At 63.1% G+C, this 22,006-nt stretch carries 21 protein-coding genes; 18 read left to right on the top strand and 3 right to left on the bottom strand.

Annotated features, from left to right (window positions below; translation table 11 throughout):
- The first annotated feature begins 3 nt into the window (after positions 1-3).
- Positions 4-867 (top strand): metal ABC transporter permease, encoded by an 864-nt coding sequence (locus J3D46_RS22535; RefSeq protein WP_253468986.1) that lies wholly within the window; start codon positions 4-6, stop codon positions 865-867.
- Positions 868-872: 5 nt separating this feature from the next.
- Here the strand turns inward: J3D46_RS22535 and J3D46_RS22530 are convergent, their stop codons facing one another.
- Entirely contained in the window at positions 873-1,730 is an 858-nt protein-coding gene (locus J3D46_RS22530) for a DUF4097 family beta strand repeat-containing protein (RefSeq protein WP_253468985.1), read from the bottom strand.
- Positions 1,730-2,230 (bottom strand): histidine kinase, encoded by a 501-nt coding sequence (locus tag J3D46_RS22525; protein ID WP_253468983.1) that lies wholly within the window; start codon positions 2,228-2,230, stop codon positions 1,730-1,732. The genes J3D46_RS22530 and J3D46_RS22525 overlap by 1 nt, the downstream gene beginning before the upstream one ends.
- Before the next feature lie 202 nt (positions 2,231-2,432).
- Between J3D46_RS22525 and J3D46_RS22520 the strand changes: the two genes are divergently transcribed.
- The 5 genes from J3D46_RS22520 (at position 2,433) to J3D46_RS22500 (ending at position 9,061) form a co-directional block, all read left to right on the top strand.
- Positions 2,433-4,094, top strand: a complete 1,662-nt coding sequence (locus tag J3D46_RS22520; protein ID WP_253468981.1) for an ABC-F family ATP-binding cassette domain-containing protein — start codon at positions 2,433-2,435, stop codon at positions 4,092-4,094.
- A gap of 140 nt (positions 4,095-4,234) precedes the next feature.
- The gene (locus J3D46_RS22515) at positions 4,235-4,582 is read left to right on the top strand and encodes a molybdopterin oxidoreductase (protein ID WP_159701185.1); all 348 of its coding nucleotides are present in this window, start codon (positions 4,235-4,237) and stop codon (positions 4,580-4,582) included.
- Positions 4,582-7,050, top strand: coding sequence for a nitrite reductase large subunit NirB (gene nirB / locus J3D46_RS22510; RefSeq protein WP_253468979.1), 2,469 nt, complete (start codon positions 4,582-4,584; stop codon positions 7,048-7,050). Before J3D46_RS22515 ends, nirB begins: the two co-directional genes overlap by 1 nt.
- Positions 7,047-7,358, top strand: coding sequence for a Rieske 2Fe-2S domain-containing protein (locus J3D46_RS22505; protein WP_253468977.1), 312 nt, complete (start codon positions 7,047-7,049; stop codon positions 7,356-7,358). The genes nirB and J3D46_RS22505 overlap by 4 nt, the downstream gene beginning before the upstream one ends.
- 239 nt (positions 7,359-7,597) lie before the next feature.
- Positions 7,598-9,061, top strand: coding sequence for an amino acid permease (locus J3D46_RS22500; protein WP_231340432.1), 1,464 nt, complete (start codon positions 7,598-7,600; stop codon positions 9,059-9,061).
- Positions 9,062-9,155: 94 nt separating this feature from the next.
- Here the strand turns inward: J3D46_RS22500 and J3D46_RS22495 are convergent, their stop codons facing one another.
- Positions 9,156-10,025 carry a DUF1295 domain-containing protein gene (locus J3D46_RS22495; protein ID WP_253468975.1) on the bottom strand — a complete coding sequence of 290 codons (870 nt, stop codon included), beginning with the start codon at positions 10,023-10,025 and terminating at the stop codon, positions 9,156-9,158.
- A gap of 97 nt (positions 10,026-10,122) precedes the next feature.
- Here J3D46_RS22495 and J3D46_RS22490 point away from each other — a divergent pair, with 97 nt between their 5' ends.
- The 12 genes from J3D46_RS22490 (at position 10,123) to J3D46_RS22435 (ending at position 21,816) form a co-directional block, all read left to right on the top strand.
- On the top strand, positions 10,123-10,602 hold the full coding sequence (locus tag J3D46_RS22490; RefSeq protein WP_231340434.1) for a MarR family winged helix-turn-helix transcriptional regulator: 480 nt from the start codon (positions 10,123-10,125) through the stop codon (positions 10,600-10,602).
- A complete protein-coding gene (locus J3D46_RS22485) occupies positions 10,599-12,467 on the top strand; it encodes a long-chain fatty acid--CoA ligase (protein ID WP_231340435.1) in 1,869 nt (622 codons plus the stop codon). The genes J3D46_RS22490 and J3D46_RS22485 overlap by 4 nt, the downstream gene beginning before the upstream one ends.
- Positions 12,468-12,475: 8 nt before the next feature.
- On the top strand, positions 12,476-12,883 hold the full coding sequence (locus J3D46_RS22480; RefSeq protein WP_253468973.1) for a DUF2177 family protein: 408 nt from the start codon (positions 12,476-12,478) through the stop codon (positions 12,881-12,883).
- A 9-nt stretch (positions 12,884-12,892) separates the two neighbouring features.
- Positions 12,893-13,351, top strand: a complete 459-nt coding sequence (locus tag J3D46_RS22475; RefSeq protein ID WP_231340437.1) for an SRPBCC family protein — start codon at positions 12,893-12,895, stop codon at positions 13,349-13,351.
- Positions 13,351-14,007: a pentapeptide repeat-containing protein gene (locus J3D46_RS22470; RefSeq protein WP_231340438.1), complete on the top strand. Its 657-nt coding sequence runs from the start codon at positions 13,351-13,353 to the stop codon at positions 14,005-14,007. The genes J3D46_RS22475 and J3D46_RS22470 overlap by 1 nt, the downstream gene beginning before the upstream one ends.
- Before the next feature lie 132 nt (positions 14,008-14,139).
- Positions 14,140-15,366: an acetyl-CoA C-acyltransferase gene (locus J3D46_RS22465; RefSeq protein ID WP_253468971.1), complete on the top strand. Its 1,227-nt coding sequence runs from the start codon at positions 14,140-14,142 to the stop codon at positions 15,364-15,366.
- Positions 15,366-16,169 (top strand): enoyl-CoA hydratase/isomerase family protein, encoded by an 804-nt coding sequence (locus J3D46_RS22460; protein ID WP_253468969.1) that lies wholly within the window; start codon positions 15,366-15,368, stop codon positions 16,167-16,169. Before J3D46_RS22465 ends, J3D46_RS22460 begins: the two co-directional genes overlap by 1 nt.
- Positions 16,166-17,029, top strand: coding sequence for a 3-hydroxyacyl-CoA dehydrogenase family protein (locus J3D46_RS22455; protein ID WP_231340441.1), 864 nt, complete (start codon positions 16,166-16,168; stop codon positions 17,027-17,029). The genes J3D46_RS22460 and J3D46_RS22455 overlap by 4 nt, the downstream gene beginning before the upstream one ends.
- 26 nt (positions 17,030-17,055) lie before the next feature.
- Positions 17,056-17,658 carry a GNAT family N-acetyltransferase gene (locus J3D46_RS22450; RefSeq protein WP_253468967.1) on the top strand — a complete coding sequence of 201 codons (603 nt, stop codon included), beginning with the start codon at positions 17,056-17,058 and terminating at the stop codon, positions 17,656-17,658.
- A gap of 92 nt (positions 17,659-17,750) precedes the next feature.
- On the top strand, positions 17,751-18,491 hold the full coding sequence (locus J3D46_RS22445) for a tyrosine-protein phosphatase (protein ID WP_253468965.1): 741 nt from the start codon (positions 17,751-17,753) through the stop codon (positions 18,489-18,491).
- Positions 18,488-19,504, top strand: coding sequence for a glycosyltransferase family 2 protein (locus tag J3D46_RS22440; RefSeq protein WP_253468963.1), 1,017 nt, complete (start codon positions 18,488-18,490; stop codon positions 19,502-19,504). The genes J3D46_RS22445 and J3D46_RS22440 overlap by 4 nt, the downstream gene beginning before the upstream one ends.
- Before the next feature lie 125 nt (positions 19,505-19,629).
- Positions 19,630-21,816, top strand: coding sequence for a carboxypeptidase regulatory-like domain-containing protein (locus J3D46_RS22435; protein ID WP_374110824.1), 2,187 nt, complete (start codon positions 19,630-19,632; stop codon positions 21,814-21,816).
- The last annotated feature ends 190 nt before the right edge of the window (positions 21,817-22,006 follow it).

Here is a 22,006-nt window from a genome sequence, read left to right as displayed (position 1 = left end):
ACCGTGGAATTCCTGCTGGAACCCCTCAGCTACGACTTCATGGTACGTGCCCTCGCCACCACCGCCATCGCCGCGGTGGTCTGTGCCGTCCTGAGCTGCTGGCTCGTCCTCATCGGCTGGTCCCTCATGGGCGACGCCGTCTCGCACGCGGTGCTTCCCGGCGTCGTCCTCGCGTACATCGTGGGTGCCCCGTTCGCGCTCGGTGCGCTGGTGTTCGCCCTGATTGCGGTGACGTTGATCGGGGTGGTCCGCAATACCAGCCGGGTGAAGGAAGACGCTGCGATCGGCATCGTATTCACCTCGCTGTTCGCGCTGGGCCTGGTGTTGATCTCCGTGACCCCGAGCCAAACCGACCTGAACCACATCATCTTCGGAAACCTGCTGGGCGTCAGCATCCCCGACCTCATCCAGGTGGTGGTCCTGGGCGTGGTCGCGTTCGCGATCCTGATCCTCAAACGCCGCGACCTCACCCTCTACGCCTTTGACCCCACACACGCCCACGCCATCGGCCTGTCACCCAAAAAGCTCGGCGCCCTGCTCCTGGGCCTGCTCGCACTGACCTCCGTGGTGGCGCTGCAGACCGTGGGTGTGGTGCTGGTGGTGGCCATGCTGATCATCCCGGGCGCCACCGCCTACCTGCTGACCGACCGCTTCTCCCGGATGCTGGTCATCGCACCCGTCATCTCCGTAGTGTGTTCGGTGGCCGGCATCTACCTCAGCTACTACCTGGACACCGCATCCGGAGCCATGGTGGTCCTCACCCAAGGAGTGGTGTTCGCCGCCGTGTACTTGTTCAGCCCGCGGCAGGGACTGATCGGCACCCGGGTGGCCAAAGCGCGCCGGAAGCGGGCTGTGGCCACCGTGTAGCGGTTCTAGCGGACGGCCGAGCGCTTCACCGTGATGTCCCCGTAGGCGTTACGGGCGCGGATCTCCACTTTGTCCATGCTCTCGCCGGGTCCGCCGCTTGCTTCGAGTCCATTGCGCACGCGTCCGTACTTGGTGTTGAGGTCAAGCCAGGCCGCGGTGCCTTCACGCACACCGACGACGAGAGTGCCCGCGCCTGTCTGCACGGTGAGGTTCCCGGCGGCGACTTCGCCCACGGTGATGTCGCCGCTGGACGACTTGACGGTAGTGGATAGGCCGGCTCTTTCCAGGGAGACGTCACCATTGGCCGCACTGACGCTGAGCTCGCCGGCGGCGTGTGCGATGTAGGTGTTGCCGTTGCCGTTCTTTATTGTGGCAACGCCTTCAATATCCCTGATACGGATCTTTCCGGAGCCGGTTTTGATCCTGGACCTACCTGAGGCGTGCTCCACGGTGACGTCGCCCATGTCCGTATGGGCCCGGAGCTCACCGCAGTGGTCCATGCTGATATGTCCCAAGTCAGTCCTCAGCTCGGCAGTGCCGAACCCGCCTTCGCAGCGGAGGTCGCCCATGGCGGACTTCAATTCCAGGCTGCTGCCCGTGGGCACCTCCACGGTGATTTCCACGGCGCCGCCGTCGCTGAACCAGGTGTGGCGGAATGCGGGGTGAAGCCTGACCTGCAAGCGGCCGTCCGCGTAGTCCACAGTGGTTTGCTCAGCCATCCTGACATCCAGGCTTCGCTTGGCCTTGCGGGGTTGGACCGTCACCTCAGTCTCGGGGTGGTCGCGGGCTACGATCCAAATGTCGCCGCGGACGGAAACGTCAACAACGACGGCGATTGGCTGGGGAGTCTGGAACGTTGCCATCAGCGGGCCCATCCTGTGAAGTTCTGCTCGCCGGGTTCGCGGCGCACCTTCCGTTGGGAAGGGCCACCGCCGTTCAGCGACTCGGCGACGGCCCGGACCAGCCATGAGTTTACCGACAGGCCGTCTTTGCCCGCCGCGTCCTCAACCTGCTGCTTGAGGTGATCGGGTAGTCGGAGCGTCGTCCGCGTTGTGCTGGCTCCGTCGAGGTCTTCGGGTGCGATGGGCTGCCGTTCGTTGACTGTCTCGAAGTCTCCGCTCTGCGGGTTGCTGACAACGAATTCAGGGTCGCGGCCGCGGAGCCTGACCTCTACGGAACCCGGCGCGAGTTCCAGCGTGATCTCGCTTGCGGCATCCGAGAGGGCCTCCAGGAGGACCAGTCGCACAGTGGATTCGACGGCGGCGGTGAGGCGTTCGCTGAGTGCGCGCGCTTCGGGCCCACCGGCCTCGGCGGCGGTGTTCAGCTGATGATGGACCGCGGTCACGTACTGGTTGAGCTGCATGACATCATTCTGACGCCAAAGTGGTGTCATTTCAAGAGTTTATTGAACTCTGATGGTGTCATCCTTGGTACTCCCGCTTGACGGGGACCATGTCCGCCGGGCAGGCTGGAGCGATGAAGTCTTGAGCGCAGCCCTTTTGCGGCTGCATCCCCAGTACCCACACGGCTTTCTGCCATCCACTGCGGACTTGCGAGGACACCTCTTGACTGACCACCTTCACCTTTCCGGCGTTTCCCACGGCTACGGGGACCGCGAACTCCTGCACAATGTCGACCTCGTCATCCACCATGGCGAACACGTGGCAATCGTCGGCGAAAACGGCGCGGGTAAATCCACGCTGCTCCGGCTCATGGCTGGCGTCGAAACGCCCGACGACGGCACTGCGGGTCTGTCCGGGAACGCCGGCTACCGCGTCGGTTACCTGGCGCAAACCCATGGGCTCTCCGAGTCGTTGACAGTGGGGGACGCCATCGACTCCTCCCTGGCATCCCTGCGTTCCTTGGAAGCGCGAATCCTGGACCTCGAATCAGGCCTGGCGGATGCCGACACCGAGGAACTCGAGCTCTACGGCAGCCTGCAAACGGAGTACCAACTCCGCGAGGGCTACGCTGCCGAATCCCGGGTGGAAGCGGCGCTGGACAAACTGGGGCTGGGAGGCTTGGACCGGCGTCGAACGCTTGGATCCTTGTCCGGCGGCGAGCAGGAGCGTGTAGCGCTGGCCTGCCTGCTGGCCGATCCAGCCGAAGCGCTGCTCCTGGACGAGCCCACCAACCACCTTGACGCGAACGGTACCGCCTGGCTTGAGTCCCGATTGGCTGCCCATCGCGGCACGGTAGTGGTGGTCTCGCACGACCGTGTCCTGCTGCGTAAGGTAGCCGCCACCATCATCGAAGTGGACGCCGACCGTCGGTCCGTGAACCGCTACGGGAACGGCTACGAAGGCTACCTCCGCGAGAAAGCAGCCGAGCGTGCCCGTTGGGTCCAGGAGTACGACGAATGGCTCGACGCCATGGCTGCCGAACGCCTCCAGGCCGCCACGGTGGCCGACCGCATGGGCTACGGACGCAAGCGCGACAACGACAAGATGGCTTTCGGGTTCAAGGCCGGAACATGGCAGAGTGCGGCATCCAGCAAAGTCCGCAACGCCCAGGAGCGGCTTCGCAGGCTCGAAGAAAACCCCGTTGACCGGCCACCCGTGCCACTGAAGCTGGCGGCGCCGCTGGGTTCCGTGGCTGAAACGGACTCCGAACCCGCGCTGGAAGCCCACGGAGTCAGCGTGCCGGGACGGCTCCACACCACCGACCTCAAGGTGGAAACCGGACAAAAGGTGCTCATTACGGGCCCCAATGGCGCCGGCAAATCCACCCTGTTGTCTGTGCTGACGGGCAACCTGGAACCCGCGGCTGGATCCGTGACCATCAAGGGCAAAGTGGGCTACCTGCAGCAGGAACTCGACGTGCCCGCGCGGCCGGGGCTCCGACTGCTCCCCGCGTTCGCTGCGGGATTGGGCGGAAACATTGATGACCATGCTGAGGGGTTGCTCCGCCTGGGGCTCTTCCGGCCTGCTGAATTCCACGTCCCCGTGGGTGGCCTCTCCGCAGGTCAGCAACGCCGGCTCGCCCTGGCCCGGCTCCTGTTGGGCGGCTGCGAAACCATGATCGTGGACGAACCCACCAACCATCTGGCACCCGTGCTGGTGGAACAGTTGGAGGCCGCGCTGGCGTCGTTTGCCGGGACGCTGGTGATCGTGAGCCACGACCGTGCCTTGGGGGAGTGGTTCGATCGGTGTGCTTCCAGTCCTGGCCGGGAGGCGTCTACGGGGACGTGGGTCCGGTACGGGATGCAGGACGGCAAATTGCTGTAATCCTCACGCGGTTTCAACGCCGGTGAGCTGTTCGCAAAGTGATCGTTACGCCTCGTGCTGTGGGCGGAAATACGGCGTCGCGCGTTCTGAAACAACGGCAGAGCACCATGGGAAGGGAACCGGCCGAAAGGACTTGTCCCGTGATCATCCAGAACCTCTTCCTGCAGGGCATTTACCACTTCGAGGGCACCGGGCTGGATAAACCGGTTCCCATCCATGCCGAGCTCTCGCACTTCGTCCCGGACGGCGTCGTCAACCAGACGCTGTACTTCCGCGGCGGCAACTCGAGCCCGGAACTGATCACCGTTGTCCTCATGCGGGACCGCATTCCCATGCGCTATTTCCCCATAGGCGCCAAGGGCGATGTCCACATCCCGCTGAGGGTAGTGGAGGACACCGATGGCGGGTCGGTGATCGAGCTGTTCCTGGTGGCGCCCGCGGGCGTTCGGGGATCAGTGGTGGTGGATCTCGGCATGGTGGAGCACTGATGAAGAAGCGGCTGGTGGTGATCGGCAACGGCATGGCCGGTGCCCGTGCCGTGGAGGAAGTCCTGGCCAGGGGTGGCGGTGACATCTTCGACATCACCATGTTCGGCGACGAACCTTATGGAAACTACAACCGGATCATGCTCAGCCATGTCCTCTCGGGCGAGGAAAGCGATGCGGACATCTTCCTCAACGCCCTCCCCTGGTACCAGGCGAACAACATCACTCTCCATGCCGGGGTCCTGGTGGACCGCATCGATAAGTTCAGCCGGCACGTTTTCGCCGCCGACGGCCGCGTGGTCCAGTACGACCAACTGATTATCGCCACCGGCAGCCGCTCCTTCCTGCCACCTATGGACGGGCTCCATACGCCCAGCGGAACGGTCCGGCATGGCGTCTTCACCTTCAGGACCATGGACGATACCCGGAAGATGATCGAGTTCGCCCAGCACGAGCACCACCGGCGGGCAGTGGTGATTGGCGGCGGATTGCTCGGGCTGGAGGCGGCCCGGGGGTTGCAGGCCTACGGCCTGGACGTTGCTGTGGTCCACTCGGGCGGGCACCTGATGAGCGCCCAAATGGGGCCCGACGGCGGTGCAATACTGCGGCGGAGCGTGGAGGCGCTGGGCATCAAAGTGCACACCGGAAGCCGGACCACGGCGATCCTGGGTTCGGACAGCATCACCGGGGTGGGCCTGCGCGACCAACCAGATCTCGACTGCGACATGGTGGTAGTCACCGCAGGCATCCGGCCCAACGTGGGTGTCGCCGTCGTGAGTGGTTTGGCAGTGGAGCGCGGCATCGTGGTCGACGACCACCTCCGGGTGATGGATGAAGAGGAAATCTACGCAGTAGGGGAGTGCGTCCAGCACCGCGGCCAGGTGTACGGACTGGTGGCACCCTTGTGGGAGCAGGCCGCCGTACTGGCCGATCACGTCACCGGAGTGGACCGCAACTCGATGTATCTGGGCTCCCGGACTGCCACCAAACTGAAAGTGGCCGGCGTCGACGTCGCTTCCATGGGACTTCATGGCCCCGAACGGGATACCGATGAGCACATCGTTTTCTCGGAACCCGGCCGCGGAGTGTTCAAGTCGATCGTGATCCGGGACAACAAGATGGTGGGCGCCACCCTGCTGGGCGACAGCCGCAAGGTGGCCTACCTGACCCAGGCTTTCGACCAGGGTTTGCCCCTTCCTGAGGAGCGGCTCTCGCTGATGTTCGACCTCGGCTCACCAGGGGAGGAGGAGAGCGTTGCCGAGCTGGCGGACAACGCCCAGGTCTGCAACTGCAACGGCGTTTCCAAAGGGGCACTGGTGTGCGCCGTTCGTGGCGGGTGCGCTTCGGTGTCCGCTGCCATGGACGCAACCCGTGCAGGCAAGGGCTGTGGGTCGTGCAAGCCCATGGTCACCCAAGTGGTGGAATGGGCGGCTGGTGGTGCCGTGGAGGAAGACCCGGCAGCTAGCTACTACGTTCCGGGAATTCCGCTGGACAAGGGTTCCTTGATGGCCGAGATCCGTTCGCGCGGCCTCTGTTCAGTTTCGGAAGTCTTTGCCGCCCTGGCGCCGGGCAGCGCCGAGGACGCCAAATCCAAGATGGGGCTGGCATCGCTGATGAAGATGATGTTGGCAGGAGACTACGTTGATGAACGCGACGCCCGGTTTATCAACGACCGCGTACACGCCAACATCCAGCGTGATGGCACGTTCTCCGTGGTGCCGCAGATGAAGGGTGGGGTGACCTCGGTCCAGCAACTCCGAAGGATCGCCGACGTCGCAGAGAAGCACAACATTCCCATGATTAAACTGACCGGCGGGCAGCGGATCGACCTGCTGGGAGTGCCCAAGGAGGAGCTTCCACAGGTGTGGGCGGATCTGGACATGCCGTCCGGGTATGCCTATGGCAAGAGTTTCCGCACGGTCAAGACGTGTGTGGGGAAGGACTACTGCCGGTTCGGGACGGGGGATTCAACCGGACTGGGCATTGGTCTGGAGTCGCGTTTCCAAGGAATCGAAGCGCCGGCCAAGCTAAAGCTCGCGGTCTCCGGCTGCCCACGCAACTGTGCCGAGTCCTTGGTCAAGGACGTGGGTGTGGTGGCGGTGGAAGGTGGCCGCTGGGAAATCTACATCGGGGGAGCGGCGGGTGCCCACATCCGCAAGGGGGACCTCCTGGTCACGGTGGATACGCCCGAGGAAGTCACTCTCCTTGCAGGCCGCTTCATGCAGTACTACCGGGAGAACGCCCATTGGTTGGAACGGACGTACTCCTTTGTGCCTCGGGTGGGGATTGAGCGGATCCGCAGCGTCATTCTTGACGATTCCGAAGGGATCGCCGCCCGCCTGGATGCTTCCATGCAAGCCTCGGTGGACAGCTACGTGGACCCTTGGAGCGAACGCGATGATCCCCTGACGCCCGGCCAGTTCCGCACCTCCCTGCCTTTGACAGTTCTGCCGCAGGTGCCGGTCCAATGAAGATTCCGCTGGTCCTGGGACCTCTTGACCAAATTCCCTTCGGTGAAGGCCGGGCCTTTGGCGTCGACGGCGAGCAGGTGGCAGTGTTCCGGCTCAGGGACGGAAGCCTGCGCGCCGTTTCGGGTGTCTGCCCGCACAAAGGCGGCCCCATTGCAGACGGAACCATCGACCAGCACGTGGTGATGTGCCCATTGCACCAGCACGCCTTCGAACTCCAAACCGGCTGCTCCACCACGGGCGCCAAACCCCTTCAAACCTACAAAGTCTTCGCAGATGAGGCCGGGAATATTGTTCTGGAGGCCGGCTGAGCGGCGATGGTTTGAGGTGCAGCGGGGGACCTTTTCCACAGCCCCTTGTTGCCTGCGTCACGGGCATTCGGGTTAATCCCGTAAGATAGACGGGTTGCGCGAAGCTTCGGCGTTCTGCGTTCTTTGTCACACTTCGGGTCCTCAAAGGAGGAAAAGCTCGAATTTTGTGTGCCAAAGACGCCTGTGTTCCGGCATGGGCGTGACACCTACAGCAAGACCCCAACCCACAAGGAACAGCTGTGCCGCAAAGTACTCCCACAGATCTCCAGAGCTCCAAGGCGTCATCCGCAGCCGCGGGCTCAACCCTCAGCGCTGAGGGATACCAGAAGACCCTGAGTCGCCGCCACGTCACCATGATCGCCATGGGCGGCGCCATCGGCGTCGGCCTCTTCATGGGTGCCGGCGGCCGCCTGGCCTCCACCGGCCCGGCCCTGATCTTCTCCTACGCCATTGCCGGCGTCATCGCTTACCTGCTGATGCGCGCGCTCGGTGAACTCATCATGTACCGCCAGACGTCCGGCTCCTTCGTGAGCTACGCCGGCGAAATGTTCGGCAAGAAGGGCGCCTTCCTTTCCGGCTGGATGTATTTCATCAACTGGGCCATGACAGGTATCGCCGAACTGATCGCGATCGGCCTGTACTTCCAGTTCTTCTTCCCGAACGTGCCCATTGAACTGTCTGCCATCGCCGCGCTGGTGCTGCTGGTGGCCGTGAACCTGTTCAGCGTCAAGGCTTTCGGCGAATTCGAGTTTTGGGCTTCCTGCCTCAAGGTCGCGGCCATCGTGATCTTCCTGGCTGTTGGCACTTTCATGGTTGTCACCAACGCCAAGGTGGGCGACGGCAACGCGTCCGTTGCCAACCTCTTCCACGAAGACGGGGGCATGTTCCCCAAGGGCGGCCTGGTGATGATCCTGGTCCTCAACGCCGTGATCTTCGCCTACAACGCCATCGAACTCGTCGGCATTACCGCTGGTGAGATGGAGAACCCCGAACGCGAAGTTCCCAAGGCGATCCGCGCCGTCGTCATCCGTATTGTGGTCTTCTACGTTGGTTCGGTGACGCTGCTGGCAATGCTGCTTCCGTCCGACCAGTACGTGGCCGGCACCTCGCCGTTCGTTACCGTTTTCGGCCAGATGGGCCTGGGCTGGATGGGCGACGTCATGAACATGATCGTCATCACCGCCGCACTGTCCTCCTGCAACTCGGGCCTGTACTCGATCGGCCGCATTTTCCGCACCATGGCCAACAACGGCCACGCTCCGCAGTGGCTCACCAAGATGTCCACCCGTCACGTGCCGTACGCCGCCATCCTGGCGATTGGTGGCGTCTACCTCGTGGGCATCCTCCTGAACATCTGGCTGGGTGGCTCGCACGCCTTCGACCTCGCACTGAACACCGCATCCATCGGCGTCATCTTCACGTGGGGTTCCATCTTCGCGAGCCAGATTGCCCTGCGGAAGAAGCGCGGCAACGTCTCCAGCCTGCCGATGCCCGGTTCGCCGTGGACCAGTTGGCTGGGCCTCATCGCGCTGCTGGCCATCACCGTGCTCATCGGATTCGACACGATGACGGACAAGGCAACCGGCGAGGTCTTCCTGCTGGGTCTATGGACGTTGGCCACCATCCCGTTCTTCGCCCTGGTCCTGTGGCTTGGGTGGCAGAAGGTCAAGAACAACGAGCCCAAGAGCGAGCTGTTCAGCTAAGACCCGTCTGGTCCTTGCGTTTCAAACGTACGACGGCGCGTGCCTCCTTCCGGGGGCACGCGCCGTTTTCGTGGTGGGCGTCGCGTTGTGGGTCCTAGCTGAGCTTCGGGATCAACACTGGGGTGCTCTTCTTGTAGGCCTCGTACCCCGCCTCGCCGCCCCAGGTCTTGTCGGCCTTCTTTTCCAGCAAGGGGATGCCGCTGACCTTGGTGAGCAGGAGGGCAACGAAGATCGGGGAGATCAGTGCAATCCACTGCCAGCCTTGGAGTACCGGGATGGCGATGATGGCCACCCCCGTCCACAGGAGGATCTCGCCGAAGTAGTTGGGGTGCCGGGACTTTGACCACAGTCCGGTGGAGATGAACTTTCCCTTGTTGGCCGGGTTGGCCTTGAACCGGCTCTTCTGCAGGTCGGCCACGATCTCGATGAGGAATCCTGCCGCCCACACCACGAATCCGAGGACGGCCAGCCAGTCCAAAGCCACCCGGTTGGTGCTGGTGATGGCCACCCATGCTGCTGCGGCAGTGAAGACCACCCAGAGTCCTTGCATGGTCCAGACGTTGAGGAAGCGGATGAATGATGGCTTGATCTCGTCGAAGCGGTCGTCCTTGCCGGACTTGTGGATCCGCCGGGACAGGAAGGTTCCCAGGCGGAGGGCCCACGCGGCAACCATGGCCGCAAGGAGCAGCGAACGGGCATCAATTCCGGGGGTGGCAAGCACCAAAAGAACGGTGATGGCTACATAGGTCAGTGAGCCAGTGAGATCGAAGTACTTCTCTGTCTGTGCTTTGAAGGACGGGATGAAGACAAGCCATTGAATGATGAACGCGGCGGCGACTGCGGCGGCGAAGACCGGAATCCCGGTCAGGCTTGCTCCGTGCTGGCTTCCAGCCACGGCGACGAGTCCGCCCAGCAGCACCACCACAGGAAGGGCAATGAGGCCCTTCCTCTCTGAATCCTTCACGACAGCGTTCCTTTCACGGCGGCTCGAGCGGCGTTTCCCCACAATGCCTGTTTCCTAGCCTGTTTTATGTTCAAACTAATTTGATTACTATATAACCATGCAAAATCATGAAAAGGCTACCGGAGAGTCGGCCCACCCGACCTCCCGGACCTTGCAGGGTCTGTTTGGCCTGGCCAATGAGACCGAACGCGAGGTAGCCCGGGCCCTCGGACTCAACCTCACTGACTACAGGGCGCTGACCGTACTGGCTGAGTCGGGACCCGTTACTGTGGGTGCCCTCGCCTCGGACTTGGGTGCTACAGCGGCCACCACAACTGCGCTGGTCAGCCGTTTGGAGTCGCACGGGTTCGTTGAGCGCCTGCGCAGCACCGAAGACCGGCGGCAAGTGCACGTCAACGTCACCAGTTCGGCATCCCTCCAGGTCAAGGACCTGCTGCAGCCGCTCCTGTCTGCTGCCACTGCGCACGTGGACGCGCTGCCTGCTGAACACCAAGCCGTCGTCGGGGACTTTCTCGACGCCGTCCTGGGCCTGATGCAGGAGCACCTGCAATCCCTGTCAGCCGGGGGTGCCCGTTGAGAGAGTTCACCTCCCCGCCGCTGGTTGACGCGGCCAACCACCGCAACGCCACGGAGTTGCTCATGGAGCGCGTCCGGACGAACCCCGGGCACATCGCATTCGAAGTCCGTGCGACGGATGCGGCCATCACCGATCCGTGGCGGCAAGTCACCACGGAGCAGTTCGTGGACGAGGTCCGGGCACTGGCCAAGGGTTTCATCGCGGCGGGCATCCAGCCGGGGGAGTCCCTGGCCATCATGTCCCCCACCCGTTACGAGTGGGCACTGGCCGATATGGCGGCTTGGTTCGCCGGCGCCGTCGTGGTTCCGGTTTACGAAACCTCAGCGGCGCCGCAGGTGACGGCGATCCTGGCCGACGCCGACGTCAGGCTTGCCGTGGGCGGCACCGCGGAGCACGCCGCTTTGCTGGAGCAGGGTTTTAGCACCGCAGGAATCCAGCCCCTGGGGATCTGGACCATTGATGCCGTGCCCGGGGCGGACCTGGCAGATTTAGTGGCCCGCGGTGTCGGGATCCCGGACAGCACCGTTGAGGAGCGCCGCTTGCTGGCCGATCTCGACTCCGTTGCCACCATCGTGTACACCTCCGGCACCACGGCGGCGCCCAAAGGTGCGCTCATCACCCACGGCAACTTCGTGGGGCAGGTCCTGAACGTCGCCGGAGCCTACACGGAGGTGGTCCGAGAGGGTGGCAACACCATCATCTTCCTGCCCATGGCCCATGTCCTGGCACGCGGGCTGCAGCTGATCTGCCTGGCCAACGGCATGCGGATCGCCCACCTCTCCGATCCACGGGACGTGGTTCCTGCACTGGGCGCTTTGAAGCCAACGTTCCTGGTGGTGGTTCCGCGTGTGCTGCAGAAAATCCAGGCATCGGCCGCTGCCGCCGCAACGCAAAAGCGGCTGGGGCGCGTGTGGGCTTCGGCGCAAAGCACGGCAGTGGAGTGGGGCCGGTTTGCCGAAGCGCACGACGCCGACCAGACCGTCCGTGCCTCTGCCGGCCTCCGCATCCGGCGGGCCCTGTTCGACCGCCTTTTCTACGCCCGGCTGCGGAAGTTGGTGGGCGGACGCCTCGATTACCTGCTGTCCGGCGCCGGGGCCCTCGACGCGGAACTGTCCCTGTTCTTCCGAGGACTGGGACTTCCCGTGATCGAAGGCTACGGCCTCACGGAAACTACCGCCCCGTTGACGGGGAACCTGCCCGGGGCCATTAACTCGGGGTCCGTGGGTGTTCCCATGCCCGGTACCACCGTGCGTCTCTCGGACCAAGGTGAAGTCCTGGCCCGCGGTGTGGGCGTCTTTGCAGGCTACCGCCGGCAGGCGGACAACGCCGAAGCGTTCGTCGACGGCTATTTCCGGACCGGGGACCTCGGCGAGCTGGACCATCTGGGCCGGCTCACCTTGAAGGGGCGGATCAAGGACGTCATTGTCACCGCCGGCGGGAAGACCATCTCCCCGGCCATTTGGGAAGGCTACGTTGAAGGCGACCCCCTGGTTGCCCACGCCGTGATGGTGGGGGAGGGCAAGCCGTATCTCGGTGGGCTGGTGCTGCTGGACCCCGAAACCTTGGCTGCGTGGGCCGAGCGCGAGGGCATTGCAGATCTGAAGGGCCTCCGGATCCCCGACGACGGCGGCGCAGTCCAAATCGACGACGTCCGGCTTCTGGCCGTCATTGGCAAGGCCGTCAGTGCTGCGAACGCGAAAATCGCACGCTCCGAGCAGGTGCGCCGGTTCGTCTTGCTGCTGACCGACCTCACGGAGGCCAACGGAATCGTGACACCGACCATGAAACTCAAACGTGGGGCTTTCACCGAACGCGCACGGCACATCGTGGACAACCTCTACGCTGACACCCGGCGCCAGGGATGAGCCGCGGCATGAAGCGCTGGCTTCTGTCCTACGCGCTGGCAGCAGTGATTTTTGCCGTGATCGACGTCGTATGGATCCTCACCGTGGCGCAGCGGCAGTATGAAAGCCAGATCGGACACCTGATAGCGTCCAGTCCGCAGCCAGTGGCGGCGGTGCTGTTCTACGTAGTCTTTGTTGCCGGGATTGTTCACTATGGCGTGCGGCCAGGGAAGGCGGACCTCACGCTGGGTCGGCGGGCCGCGGGAGGAGCGTTGTTTGGCTTCTTCACGTACTCCACCTGGGCGTTGACGGCGCTCGCCGTGCTCAAGGACTTCCCGCCGATGGTGGCGTTGACCGACATTGCCTGGGGTGTTGGTGTCTGCGCCGTGGTCACTTGGCTGACTGCCCTCATTGGGACTGTCAGGGGTCGGGACTAGGCTCGATGTATGGAACACACCACCACCCTGACGCAGCACATTAAGGCAGGCCCGGAGAAAGTCTGGGCCGTTATCTCGGATATCCCGGGCTCGGCCGGCACACTCTCCGGCATCGACTCCGTCCAGTTGCTCAGCGAGGGCCCGTACGGCGAAGGCACGCGATGGAAAGAAACCCGGACCATGATGGGCAAGCAGGAAACCGTCGAAATGTGGGTGTCCCAGGCCGACCCGCCGCGCAGCACTACTGTGAAGGCGCTTCAGGGCGGCGCTGATTACACCTCGCGCTTCACCCTGTCCGAGCGCGACGGCGGAACGGACCTTACGCTGACGTTCGGCGCCGAGGTCCTCAAGCCGTCATTCCTCAGCAAGGTGGGTATGGCCCTCTTCGGGAAGATCGGCATGAGCATGACGCGCAAGGCACTCGCCAAGGACTTGACGGAGATCGCAGCAAAGGCGGAATCCCTCTGATGGCGGCTGCGAAGGTTGCGGCCCCTAAGATTTCACCGGTCCGTTTGGAAGAACTGCGCGACGACGACGCTCCGGACTTCCAGCGTGGCGAACGGTACGACGGCGTCAGGTGGACCAAGGTTTCCGCTGACGGAGAAGAGCTGAGCGGCTCCGACTTCATCGAATGCGAGTTGAACGGTGTCTCCTTCAACGAGGCGCAGTTGCGGGGCGCCACGTTCCGGGAGTGCATTCTGGCCGAGCCGTATGCGCCGGTCTTCACTGCCGCGCGAAGTTCCTGGCAGGACGTGGAAATCAGCAACCCCCGGTGGGGCTCAGCTGAACTTTATGAGGGAAACTGGCGCTCCGTCCGGATCGATGGCGGCAAGCTGGACTATGTGAACCTGCGAGGCTCCAAGCTCATGGACCTCCAGATCTCCGACTGCATCATCAACGAGCTCGATCTCGGTGGTTGCGCCGGGACCAGGATCGCTTTGAAGAACTGCACCATTGGCACCTTGGACGTTACTGGGGCCAAGCTCAAGGACGTTGATCTGCGGACGTCCGAGTTCCGGGGGATCAATGGATTGGCGGGGTTGGCGGGGGTTGTTATCGACGACTACCAACTCAGCCTGATGGCACCTTTGCTGGCGGGCCATCTGGGGATCCGGGTGGTGTGATGCGGCCGGCGGGCCGGCTTAACGGAGAGCTTCTCCTGTTGACCGGCCCGCCGTGCCGTGTAATCTTTATAGAACGAACGGTCGGTATATTATTCCCAGGCCGGTCCCTTTCACTTCGCGAAGGATGTTCTCATGGTCGAGGCTTTTCTTGTTGGCGGCGCACGTACGCCTGTAGGTCGCTACGGTGGGGCACTGTCCTCCGTCCGTCCGGACGATCTCGCAGCGTTGGTGGTCCGGGAAGCGGTGGCGCGTGCCGGCGTCGACCCTGACTCCATTGACGAGGTGATCCTCGGCAACGCCAACGGCGCAGGCGAGGAGAACCGCAACGTGGCCCGTATGGCCACCATTCTGGCGGGACTTCCCCTCCACATCCCTGGCATCACGGTGAACCGCCTGTGCGCCTCCGGTCTCAGCGCGATCATCATGGCCAGCCAGATGATCAAGTCCGGTGCTGCGGACATCGTGGTAGCCGGCGGCGTTGAGTCCATGAGCCGAGCGCCATGGGTCCAGGAGAAGCCGGCCACAGCATTCGCCAAGCCGGGACAGATCTTCGACACGTCCATCGGCTGGCGCTTTGCCAACCCGCTCTTCACCAAGGGTGAGCTCTCCCGTGACGGCAAGATGACGTACTCCATGCCGGAGACGGCCGAGGAAGTGGGCCGGGCGGACAACATCTCCCGTGAGGACGCTGACGCCTTCGCCGTCCGCTCGCACGAGCGCGCGCTGGCCGCCATTGCCGGCGGCCGCTTCAAGGACGAGATTGTTCCGGTCACGGTCACGACGCGTAAGTCCGCGACAGTGGTGGACACCGATGAAGGTCCCCGTGAAGGCACCACCATGGACGTCCTGGCCAAGCTGCGGCCTGTGGTCCCTGGCGGATCCGTGGTCACGGCCGGCAACTCTTCCACCCTGAACGATGGCGCATCGGCCATTATCGTGGCGTCAGAGGCAGCCATCAAGAAGTTCGGCCTTATCCCACGCGCCCGCATCGTCGATGGAGCTTCAGCCGGTTGCGAGCCGGAAATCATGGGCATTGGTCCTGTTCCGGCTACTCAGAAAATCCTTGCGCGTACGGGCCTCAGCGCGGATCAGCTCGGCGCCGTGGAACTGAACGAAGCATTCGCCACGCAGTCACTCGCGAGTATGCGTCGCCTCGGGTTGAACCCTGACATCGTGAACAACGACGGCGGCGCCATCAGCTTGGGGCACCCGCTCGGTTCCAGCGGCTCACGTATCGCCATCACGCTGTTGGGCCGGATGGAGCGCGAACTCGCCTCCGGGACTGGACCGAAGCTCGGGTTGGCGACGATGTGCATCGGCGTCGGACAAGGCACCGCGATGCTGCTGGAAGGCGTGTAATGGCACTGAACCCGAAAGACTTCAGCACGCTGCTCATCGAGGAACGCGAAGACCGCCTCACCGTTCTCCTGAACCGCCCCGAGGTCCGCAATGCGATTGACCAGAAAATGGTGGACGAGCTCCACCTGGTCTGCGCTGAACTGGAGCGGAGCCCCAAGGTACTGATCATCGCCGGAACCGAGGGCGTGTTTGCCTCCGGTGCCGATATTGGCCAGTTGCGGGAACGCCGTCGGGATGACGCCTTACAGGGGATCAACTCCACCATCTTTGTCCGGATCGCCAAGCTTCCCATGCCCGTCATCGCGGCCTTGGACGGATATTGCCTGGGTGGGGGCGCTGAACTCGCCTACGCGGCGGACTTCCGCATCGGAACTCCGAGCGTCAGGATTGGAAACCCGGAAACCGGCCTGGGAATCCTGGCCGCGGCCGGTGCCAGCTGGCGACTGAAGGAGCTTGTCGGCGAGCCGAAGGCCAAGGAGATTCTCTTGGCCGGAGCCGTGCTGCGGGCTGAAGAAGCACTGCGGATCAGCCTCATCACGGAAATCCATGAGGCCCCGGAATTGATGGATGCCGCCCACAAGCTGGCGGACCGGATCGGACGTCAGGACCCCTTGGCGGTCCGGATTACCAAGTCGGTGTTCCACGCCCCGGCTGAAGCCCACCCGCTGATTGATACCCTCGCCCAGGGAATCCTCTTTGAATCCCAGGCCAAGTTTGATCGCATGCAGGCCTTCCTCGATAAGAAATCGGTAAAAGCCCAGCAAGACACTGAAGCGCCCACGCAAGACAGGACCCAGAAATGACAGCAGTTCCCGCCATCCCGCACGTCGTCGGAGTCTTGGGCGGTGGCCGGATGGGTGCCGGCATCGCGCACGCTTTCCTCACCAAGGGTGCCACCGTGATCGTGGTGGAGCGTGATCACGAGGCGGCTGCCGGAGCGCAAGGCCGCGTAGCCGAGGCGGTTGCCAAGTCTGCAGCCCGTGGAACCTTGAGCGAGGCCCCCGAAGCAGCCATGGCCCGCTTCAGCACCTCCACGGATTACGAGTCGTTCATCCACTGTGGCCTTGTGGTGGAAGCCGTGCCTGAGGACTACCAACTCAAAGTCACCGCTCTGAAAGCCGTTGAAGAGCACCTTTCAGCGGATGCTTTCCTGGCATCCAACACCTCTTCCTTGTCAGTCACCGGACTCGCCAACGAACTCCGCCGGCCCGCCAACTTCGTTGGCCTGCACTTCTTCAACCCGGTGCCCGCCTCTACCCTCATTGAGGTGGTGCTGGCCAAGGAAACGTCTCCCGAACTCGCTGTTGCGGCGAAAAGCTGGACCGAGGCACTTGGCAAGACCGCCGTCGTCGTCAATGACGCGCCCGGGTTCGCATCCTCCCGCCTGGGTGTGGCGATCGCCCTGGAGGCCATGCGCATGGTGGAAGAGGGCGTCGCGTCCGCGGAGGACATTGATGCCGCCATGGTCCTGGGCTACAAGCACCCCACAGGTCCGCTGAAGACCACCGACATTGTGGGCCTGGACGTCCGGCTTGGCATTGCGGAGTACCTGCACTCCACGCTCGGCGACCGTTTCGCTCCGCCGCAGATCCTCCGGGACAAAGTGGCCCGTGGCGAGCTCGGACGCAAGACAGGCAAGGGCTTCTTCGACTGGAACGACTGACGCCCGCAGGCGGTTAGGCTAACCGGGTGACTTCAATCGAACCCATCACCCTGACTGGAAAATTCGTGACGCTTGAACCGCTGAGCCCGGAGCACCACGATGGGCTGGTGGACGCAGCCCGCGACGGCGAACTGTGGAAGCTCTGGTACACCTCAGTCCCGACGCCGGAGGGCATGGCCGCCGAGATCGACCGGCGCCTGGACCTGCAAGCCAAAGGTTCCATGCTGCCGTTTGCCACGCGGTCCACGGCGACGGGCAAGCTCATCGGCATGACGACGTACATGAACATCGACGCCGTAACGCCGCGCGTGGAGATCGGTTCGACGTGGAATGCTGCTTCGGCGCACGGCACGGGAACCAACCCGGATTCCAAGCTGTTGCTCCTTCGGCACGCCTTCGAAACACTGGGTTGCCCGGCCGTGGAATTCCGCACGCACTGGTTGAACCAACAGTCCCGTGACGCGATTGCCCGGCTCGGAGCGAAGCAGGACGGCGTGCTCCGGAACCACTCGCGCAGCGCCGACGGTGCGCTCCGCGACACTGTGGTGTTCTCCATCCTTGACCACGAATGGCCCGCGGTGCGCAACGGCCTCGAGTTCAGGCTGTCGAAATACGCCGCCGAGGGGTGAGCTCTCGGCATTAGGCGCGCGTGATAATCCCGAGAGCCAACCCCTCAGCGAACACTCACATCCAGGCCGTCCAATGTGCTTAGCTGGCTCCTATGGATGGGACAACCTCAGCTCACCACGCTGTTCGGTGGGATGGCGCCGTCAACGCCTGGCACGTTGCCGGAGACGTGTACCGGATGGGTCGGCACGAATGGCTCACCGGGACGGGTTGGCAGCAGATGTACGACGACGGCGTCCGCACCGTGATCGATCTCCGTGCCTCCCGCGAACGTCGCCAACGCGATACCGATCCCAAGGTGCCGGACCACGTGAAGGCCCGTATCGACGTCGTCCATTGCCCAACAGAGGATCCTGACCATAGCGGCTTCAGTGAACTGTTTGGCCCCTATCTAAAGGACCCTGCGCAGTACGGTGACTATTTGCAGCTTTTCGGGGAGAAAATTGCCGCGGTGTTCAAAGCCATCGCCGCGTCCCCGGGAAAGGTGGTTGTTCACTGCTCGGCGGGCAGGGACCGCAGTGGTGTGATCGCCCTGCTCCTCCAGCAGCTGGCGGACATCGACCAAGAGGAGATCGTGCGCGGCTACGAGCTCGCTGCCCGCGGGATCAACGAGCGACACCGCACACATGGGGCGCCTCACGCGCACGACCCGTACCTTTCCGGCGACGACCTTGAGGCAATGCTGGCGCAGCGTCGGGCGAGCCTTCGGGACTTCCTTGGTTCGATCGACGCGGTGACTTTCCTGACGACCAACGGCGTCACTGAGGTTCAGATCGCGGCGGTTCGGGCAAAGCTGGGCTCCGGGCTTCCGGGCGCTGCTAACATGCAGGATTGATCACACTTCCCGAACGGAATGGACCAGCCATGAATGCCGGTGCCCGCGTCACCATCGTGACCCGTACCAAGAACCGCCCAATCTTCCTGGCACGGGCCCTGGACGACATTTTCGCCCAGACTTTCCGGGACTTCGAGGTGGTGATCGTGAACGACGGCGGCGACCCGGTCGACGTCGATCGCCTCACCTCCCAGCGGCCTGAAGCCGAGCGGGAACGCATCATCACGCTCCACCATGCCGAATCCGTAGGGATGGAGGCCGCCTCCAACGCGGGCATCAAAGCCGGCTCAGGCGACTTCATCGTGATCCACGACGACGATGATTTTTGGGCGCCGAACTTCCTGGAGAGCACGGTCGCCTACCTGGATGATCCTGCCCACGGAGCCGAGAGCGGCGTCATGGTCCGCACCGAGATCGTCATCGAAGAGCTCGTGGCAGACCGGATTGAGCCGATCCGCCGCGAGATCTTTTGGGCGGACATGCAGCAAATCACCCTTGCCGACATGCTGAAGATCAACCGGGCTGTCCCCATTTCCTTCCTGTACCGTCGCAGCCTCCACGACGCCGTGGGGTACTACAACGAAGACCTCCCTGTGGTGGGCGACTGGGAGTTCCACCTGCGGGTCCTCAGCCACTCGCGCGTTGGATTCCTCGACGGTGAACCCCTCGCGTTCTGGTCCCAGCGGCCTGAGTCCGAGGGGCATGACGGGAACAGTATCTTCGCCAAAGCCGCCGAGCACGCCCGCTACGATGCGTTGGTCCGCGATGAGCACCTTCGAGAGGGTGTTGCCCAGGGCGGGCTCGGCACCATGCTCTACCTGACGCAAGTCTTGGCCGAGCAGGAGGAGCTGATCCGTGCCCAGCAGCGTCGCCTCGACGAAGCCGCCGCCAAGCTCGACCACGTGCTGGAGCGGCTCGACGCCCTGAACCAGACCATCGTCGTCCGGACCAGCGTAGGGGAGTTCCTCAAAAAGCCGCTCCTGTTGGTGAAGAAGCTCGGGGGCAAGGGCTAAAGCAGCCCGAAGCCTTCTCTCACTTCACATATATCCGGCGTTTCGAATAACCGTTTTCATGCACTAGGATCGCGACGGGTCGCCAACCCAGCGACCCCTTCATTCGCATGAAAATCGGGGGACCCATGAGGGGTATTTCTCGCGGCCGTTTTCGGCTCGCTCTCACACTGTTAGCAGCACTTATTCTGGGCGCATTGCCCGCTGGGTTTGCGTCCCCGGCGTTTGCAGCGGCCACGGGAAGTATTTCCGGAACGGTCACGGTGCCCGAGGGCTTTGACGTAACGAAAATTACGGTGCAAACACTTAGCCCGTCGTACAGCTATGCCCAAGTCCAAGCCAACGGCACCTTCACTCTCACCGGGCTCGAAGCCGGGCAGTACAAAGTCAGCTTTAGTACCTTTGCCGCGCCCGAACTCACCTCCACTTGGTATGGAGGTCGTAAGGAAAGCCAAGCGACCGTCATTCCCGTTGCGGCCGGTGCAGTGGTGACCGGGATCAACCAGACCCTGACCATCGGCGGCAAGATCTCAGGAAAGGTCACCGTACCTGCCGGCGTGGACGTGACCAAGGTCAGCGTTAACGCAAATGCCGGATTGCCCGCCAATCCAGCAGCAGACGGCACATACACAGTCATCGGGTTGCCTACCGGCACACATGAAGTGGGCTTCAGCTACTCTCCTGAGCCCTCGCCCGTTTTGCGCACGTCGTATTCGACGTCTCCGGGCGGCGCAGCGACACCGGTGAACGTTACAGAGGGTGCCACCACCAGCGGCATCGATCAAACGCTGAAACCGGCCGCAATGATCTCTGGAAAGCTCTCGGTTCCGGCTGGTGCTGCTGCCTACAACGGCCAGGTCATGGTGGAGGCCGGCCCGGACTTTGCCCTGAACGATTTCGCAGGATCAGCGTTCCTCAGCTCGGATAACTTGGGTAACTTCACGATTGGTGGTCTCAAGGCTGGCACGTACAAGCTCCATTACCGCGCTTTTAACGACACGTGGGCCAACATGTGGCACAAGGGGGTTGCTGACCCTGCCAAGTCGCCCTGGATCACCGTGACCGACGGCCAAAAGCTCACTGGAATCCACGACTCCGCTGTTGCAGCTGCCACTATCTCTGGTTCCGTCGCCGGGGCACCCGCGCCGGGCCCGTCGATGAGTGGCCCGGGGATGGGCATCACAGCGGTGACTGCGGACGGTACGGTGGCTTCTTCCACAGTCATGGAAACGTCGCAGACCACCTACTCCCTCAAGAACCTGCTGCCCGGTTCCTACAAGGTCGGGTTCAACCGCACCAAGGGGTACTGGACCACCTACGAGGGCCAGCTGTACAAGGACCTCCCGGAATCCGGGGGTGCCGCCAATGCCACGCCAGTGACGGTTGCTGCCGGGCAGACCGCTGAGAACATCAATGCAACCGTTCGCGTGGGCGGAACGCTGACGGGCAAGGTCCTCGGCGCCAACGGCGCTCCTTTGAGCGAGGTGCCGATCCGTGTCTACACCAAGGATGGGTCCTTCACTACTCGTCCGGGAAGGACAGCGGCTGACGGAACTTTTAAGGTTACCGGCCTGACCACGGGGTTCTACTTCGTAGTAGCTGAGCCTGAAGGCCTGGGGCCGATTTTCTCGGGGAATGTTCTTGCTGAGGCCAATGCCAGGTCGGTTGCGACCGCAGTGGGTCAGAACACGGATATTGGGACGTTGAGTTATGCCACGGCTACTCAAGGTACTCGTGGCTTTGATGACGTTCCGTTGGGGGCGCAGTTCCAGGATGAGATCCAGTGGTTGGCGGACAAGGGTATTTCCACGGGGTGGGAGGCGAATGGGTCCAGGACGTATCAGCCGTTGTCTCCGGTGAACCGTGATGCGATGGCTGCGTTCATGTACCGGTTGGCTGGCAAGCCTGCTTTCACGGCTCCTGCGGTGACTCCGTTCAAGGATCTTCCTGTTGGTACGCAGTTCTATAAAGAGATCACCTGGCTTGCCGATAAGGGGATCTCGACGGGGTGGGTCGAGGCTGACAAGTCCAAGACGTATCGTCCGTTGCAGGCGGTGAACCGTGATGCGATGGCGGCGTTCATGTACCGGCTGGCGGGGGAGCCTGAGTTCACGGCGCCGAAGGTTTCGCCGTTTGTTGATGTTCCGGTGGGTGCGCAGTTCTACAAGGAGATCACCTGGCTCGCGGCGCAGGGGATCTCCACGGGCTGGGCCGAGGCGGGCAACACTAAGTCGTTCCGTCCGTTGCAGCCGGTGAACCGTGACGCGATGGCAGCTTTCATGTTCCGCTACAACACCAAATTCGGCGCCAACTAGACTCGGCATCCAAACAAGCGAAACGAAGGGTCGGCTCCCCACAAAGGGGCCGGCCCTTCGGCGTCCCTGGAAATTACTGCTGTACTCCTCCGGGCATTCATGTACCCTGTATATATTACCGAACGGCCGGTCAGTAATGTTGGCTCCAGTCAGCATTGACCGTGCCGATTTCACGTGCCTTGGAAGGACC

It is taken from the genome of Paenarthrobacter sp. A20, assembly GCF_024168825.1.
GTDB lineage: Bacteria > Actinomycetota > Actinomycetes > Actinomycetales > Micrococcaceae > Arthrobacter.
Note: the sequence above shows the minus strand (reverse complement) of the source record. Positions and strands in the feature narration are given on the sequence as shown.